Genomic DNA, 5,020 nt, shown 5'->3' on the forward strand with positions numbered 1-5,020 from the left:
GCCATCGACGAGGCGCTGAAGCGCAAAGAGACCGAGCTGCTCGAAGTCTGAGGCCACGATGACCGACCCGTCCGACGACCCGGAGGGCCCGCCCGAAGCACCCCTGCGGCGCTCGGAGGGCCGCCGGCCTTCCGCCGACCCTGCAGCGGAGTTCACGACGCATCTGCGCGCGGCACGTTCGGAGTTCGAACAGCAGGTCGAGCGGGCCCGCGCGGACTTCGACGTCGCCAACGAGAAGATCAAGGAGCGCACCGGCCGCGACCTCATCGTGGCGACCCTGATCGGTCTCGCCTTGGGAGTCGTGGTCATCGGATCGCTGATGTTCTTCAAGGAGATCTTCCTGGTCTTCGCGGTGCCGGTCGCCGTGCTCGGGGTGTGGGAGTTCGGGCGCGCGCTGCAACTGGCCGGGCGCCGTGTCGACCTCGTGCCGCAGGTCGTGGCCGCGCTCGCGCTCGTGCTGTCGGGGTACTTCCTGGACTATTGGACGCACTGGGCGGTCGCCTTCGCCGCGGTTGCCTTCGTCATCGTGTGGCGCCTGGTCGCACAGATGGCCTCGGACGACGCTCGCACCTACGGTGACGTGCTTTCCGACACGCTGATCTCCGGCTTCATCCAGCTCTATGTGGGCTTCCTCGGCAGCCTGCTGCTGATCCTGCTGCGCCAGGAGCAGGGGGAGTGGTGGGTGCTGGCCATGATCGCTACCGCCGTCGCTGCCGATACGGGCGCCTACGCGTTCGGCCTCATGTTCGGAAAGCACCCGATGGCGCCTCGCATCAGTCCCAAGAAGACCTGGGAGGGCTTCGGCGGCGCGGTGCTGGCCGCGGTGGCATCCGGCGTGCTGTTCGGCATCTTCCTGCTTCAGGTGCCGTGGTGGGCTGGTCTGATCCTCGGGGTGGCGATCCTCGCCACCGCGACGCTCGGCGACCTCGGCGAATCGATGATCAAACGCGACCTCGGCATCAAGGACATGAGCTCGTGGCTTCCCGGCCACGGCGGCGTGCTCGACCGGCTCGATTCGATCCTGCCGTCCACGGTGCCCGCGCTCGGTCTGTACTTCGCGTTCTTCCCCCTGGTGGTGGCATGACGCTCTCCGACGCCGGCACCGATGCCGGCACCGACACCGACACGGACACGGACACCGCGGCGGCTCCGGCGGCGCCGCCCTTCCCCGAGACCCGCGGACGCGAAAAGGGCTACGACAAGGCGGCCGTCGATGCGTTCCTCGAGCAGGCGCGCAAGGCCTTCGAGGCGGATGCCGCCGATGCGGCGCTCACCAGCGGCGATGTGCGCCGGGCGGGGTTCCCGATCGTTCGTCACGGCTACGTCATCGCTGCCGTCGACGCGGCCCTGGGACGCATCGAAGACGCCTTCGCTGCGCGGGAACGTGAAAGGGCGCTCTCCCGCGCCGGCGCTCGAGCATGGGTGGGGCGCTCGCGCGACCTGGGCCAGGAGATCCTCGACCGGCTGTCCCGCCCGGCCGGGCACCGGTTCGCCCGCGTGGGACCGCTTCGTTACGGCTATCGCATCGATGAGGTCGACATCGTCGCCGACAAGCTGGCGTCGTACCTCGAATCGGGGGAGCCGCTCACCGTGGAGCAGGTGCGCACGGTCGCGTTCCGCATGCAGCGCGGTGGCTACCGCGAGGCTCAGGTCGACGCGGTGCTGGACGCCGTGGTCGAAGTCATGCTCGCGATCGGCTGACGCTCCGGATGCTGCGCACGGACCGACCCGATAGACTCACGACACTGTGACTTCCGGCGACGCGATGACCCCCTCGGATCCCGGGCGGACCGCCGTCCTGGCCGCAGGCGGCACCCGCCGAGCGGCACGGGCCGCCCAGCCGGCGCGATGGTCCCGCCGCCGCGGTGTGCTGAGCGTGTTCGCCTGCCTGGCCGTCGCCGGATTCGTCAGCGCCTATGTCGGCCCGATGGGCGGGGCCCTGTCCCAGGCGATCGCCAAGGACGGCGAAACGGTGTCGCTGTACGCCGAGTCGATCGGCGACGCCCAGGCCTTCGCCGGGGGACGGGGCGAGGCGACACCCGAGCCGGTCACCTTCGAGCGCAGCGGCTACAGCGTCTACGTCACGCCCAAGCCGACGCCGACGCCCGAACCGCCCGCAGCGACGGGCTCGTCGGCATCGTCGTCATCATCGTCATCACGTGCGGCGCCGCTTTTCTACACCGGAGGCGGCAGCGCCGCCGAGTGGATGGCGGCTGCGGGAATCTCGCAGAGCGACTGGGGATACGTCGACCACATCGTCGGGCGCGAGAGCGGATGGAACCCCAACGCGACGAACCGGTCCTCGGGTGCGTGCGGACTGGTGCAGGCGTACCCGTGCAGCAAGGTGCCGGGCAACGGCTACGACCCCGTGGACAACCTGAGGTGGGGCAACGGCTACGCAGTCGGCCGCTACGGCAGCTGGGCCGCGGCGTACGACTTCTGGAACAGCAACCATTGGTGGTGACCGCTTCGCCCATGGCCCGTTCTCGTCGGCGTCGTCCCGCTCCCGCGCGCAACGACTCGCTCGACCGGCTCATCGCCGGGTTCGCTCGCACGGAGGTGCGCCGCGGGGGCGAATGGACCGTGCAGCCGGTCGCAGCATCGAAGGCGCAGAAGACGTACATCTGCCCGGGGTGCGCACGCGCGGTCGAGCCGGGAGTGGCGCACCTCGTGACGTGGCGCGCAGACGACGTGCGAGGGGATGCCGCGGCGCTGGCCGACCGGCGTCACTGGCACACCGCATGCTGGAGGATCGGCTGACATGGAGATACGAGGTCCGGTGCAGCTTCCCGCGCGCCGGGAAGACATCGAACTGCACACCGCCGACGGACTCACCCTCGTCGGTGAGCTCGCGACCCCTCTCGACCACGACCCGGTCGCGACGCTGGTGACGCTGCATCCGCTGCCCACCGCCGGGGGTTTCATGGACTCCCACATCCTGCGCAAGGCCGCCGGCCGGCTGCCGGCCCTCGCCGACCTCGCTGTGCTGCGCTTCAACACCCGCGGCACCACGTCGCCGCGGGGGACCAGCGAGGGCGAGTTCGACGGCGGCAAGGCCGAAGCCCTCGATGTCGCGGCTGCCATGGCTTTCGTGCGGGAGCGAAGCCTTCCCCGGCCGTGGCTGGTCGGATGGTCGTTCGGGACGGAACTCGCGCTGAAGCACGGTCGTGACCACCACGACGTCGAGGGCCTCATCCTGCTGTCCCCACCGCTTCACCGCACCACCGCCGACGAGGTGGCCGCCTGGGCCGAGGATGGTCGCCCGGTGGTCGTGATCGTCCCCGAGCTCGACGACTATCTCCGCCCCGCCGAGGCCGCGGAGCGCTTCGCGTCGATCCCGCAGGCCGTCCTCGTGCCGGTCAAGGGCGGCCGGCACCTGTGGGTGGGCGAGACGCAGACGCGCCGGGTGCTGAACGAGATCGTGGGAGTCGTCAACCCCGCGGCCGTGCCGCTGCCCACCGAGTGGCCCGATCCGGCCGACTGAGGCCGCTGACGCCGCCTGGCGCGGTGTCAGCGCTCGTTCTGCCGGGGAATGATCACCTGACGGTAGATGATGAGGATGCTGGCGGCGACGGGGATGGCGATGAGCGCTCCCAGCAGCCCGAGCAGCGAGCCACCGGCCAGCGCCGCGATCACCACCACGGCACCGGGAATCGACACGGCACGGTTCATGATGCGCGGCGACAGCAGGTAGGCCTCGAGCTGCATGTAGATGACGTAGTAGATCAGCGCCACGAGCGCGGTGCTGGGGGAGCCCAGCCCGGGGATGAGGCACGTCAGCACGATGATGGCGGATCCCGTCAGCGTGCCCACCAGGGGGATCAGCGAGAAGAAGAACGCGACGACGGCGAGCACCGCCGGGAAGGGGGCGCCGATGATGGAAAGGAAGATCGCGCTCAGCACGCCGTTGATGACACCGAGACTGCCCTGGCCGATGACGTAGTAGCCCACCGACTTCGTGATCTGCTCCGACAGGTCGATGAAGCGCTCACGCTTGGATGCCGGAACGAGCTGATAGACCGCGGCTTTGAGGGACGGCGTCGATGCCGTGAAGTAAATGGTCAGGATCAGCACGATGAATGCGCCGGTGAAGCCCGCGATGAGCGCCCCGCCGAGAGCCAGCAGGCTCTCACCGACGGACGTCCCGATCTCGCCGACGTCGAGCGTCGCGTACCAGTCCTCGAGATAGCCGAACACGACGTCGACGTCCAGGGCCGGGAAGACCCCGTGCATCCAGTCCTTGATCCCGGTCACCGGGTCGTCGAGGGCTCCGGAACGGAAGAGCTTCTGAATCTGGGCTACCAGCTGTGAGATCTGCCCGACGATGATCGGCACCACCATCAGCACGATGCCGGCGAAGGCGGCGAGCACCGCGAGGATGGTGGTCAGCACGGCCGACCAGCGGGGGAACCGGCGCCGCTCCAGCCACGAGATGATCGGGTCCAGGCCCAGCGACAGGAACAGGGCCGTCCCGACGTAGAGCAGCACCGTCTGCAGGGTGGACACCCCGGAGATGATCAGGAGGCCGACCCCGACACCGAGCGTTGCGATCAACGCCGTGCGGAACGGGTACTGGATCTTCACGTGCAGCCTCCTGCTTTCTCGGTTCCGCCAGGATACGCAGGCGCAGCCCTTCACCACGTCGGCGCGCCCTCCCGGGCGACATTCAGGTCGTTATCGCTAGGCTGAAACGTCGATTGTGTGCCCGCACGCGCGGTGAGGCGGGCTCAGAGAGGTGTTCTTCGTGCGATTCGTATGGGCAGTGGTGGCATTCGTGCTGGCCGCCCTGATGATCGGCGCCGGCCTCGCGCAGCGCACCGTGTTCCAGGGTCCCACTTCACAGAGCGAGACGATCGAGGTGGCCGAGGACGTTCCCTACGTGCTCGTCGACGGCGGCGTGCTGCGCAGCCAGCCCGGTTCTCAGACACTGCGCGCACAGGGGGAGGGCGCGATCTTCGCCGCGTACGGCCGCACTGCGGACCTCGAGGCCTGGCTGTCGCCCTGGGAGTACGCCCACGTC

6 protein-coding genes and 1 pseudogene are annotated in these 5,020 nt (G+C 69.2%); 6 read left to right on the forward strand and 1 reads right to left on the reverse strand.

The annotated features are described in order from the left end of the window. Positions 1-58 precede the first annotated feature (58 nt). Genes NQ160_RS18250 through NQ160_RS18270 form a run of 5 tightly spaced genes read left to right on the forward strand, consistent with a single transcriptional unit; the run spans position 59 to position 3,484 of the window. A complete protein-coding gene (locus NQ160_RS18250) occupies positions 59-1,084 on the forward strand; it encodes a phosphatidate cytidylyltransferase (RefSeq protein WP_257516550.1) in 1,026 nt (341 codons plus the stop codon). Further along, complete coding sequence (locus NQ160_RS18255; RefSeq protein ID WP_257516551.1) at positions 1,081-1,701, forward strand: DivIVA domain-containing protein; 621 nt, start codon at positions 1,081-1,083, stop codon at positions 1,699-1,701. The genes NQ160_RS18250 and NQ160_RS18255 overlap by 4 nt, the downstream gene beginning before the upstream one ends. 46 nt (positions 1,702-1,747) lie before the next feature. Further along, the gene (locus NQ160_RS18260; protein ID WP_257516552.1) at positions 1,748-2,464 is read left to right on the forward strand and encodes a lytic transglycosylase domain-containing protein; all 717 of its coding nucleotides are present in this window, start codon (positions 1,748-1,750) and stop codon (positions 2,462-2,464) included. An 11-nt stretch (positions 2,465-2,475) separates the two neighbouring features. Continuing rightward, on the forward strand, positions 2,476-2,760 hold the full coding sequence (locus NQ160_RS18265; protein ID WP_257516553.1) for a hypothetical protein: 285 nt from the start codon (positions 2,476-2,478) through the stop codon (positions 2,758-2,760). A 1-nt stretch (position 2,761) separates the two neighbouring features. Beyond that, positions 2,762-3,484, forward strand: coding sequence for an alpha/beta hydrolase (locus NQ160_RS18270; protein WP_257516554.1), 723 nt, complete (start codon positions 2,762-2,764; stop codon positions 3,482-3,484). A 26-nt stretch (positions 3,485-3,510) separates the two neighbouring features. Here the strand turns inward: NQ160_RS18270 and NQ160_RS18275 are convergent, their stop codons facing one another. Then, positions 3,511-4,584: an AI-2E family transporter gene (locus NQ160_RS18275; protein WP_257516555.1), complete on the reverse strand. Its 1,074-nt coding sequence runs from the start codon at positions 4,582-4,584 to the stop codon at positions 3,511-3,513. A gap of 160 nt (positions 4,585-4,744) precedes the next feature. On the opposite strand from NQ160_RS18275, the pseudogene NQ160_RS18280 reads away from it, so the two are divergent. After that, positions 4,745-5,020 (forward strand): annotated as a pseudogene (locus NQ160_RS18280) (glycosyl transferase); the annotation flags it as partial.

The organism is Microbacterium sp. zg.Y909 (genome assembly GCF_024626565.1).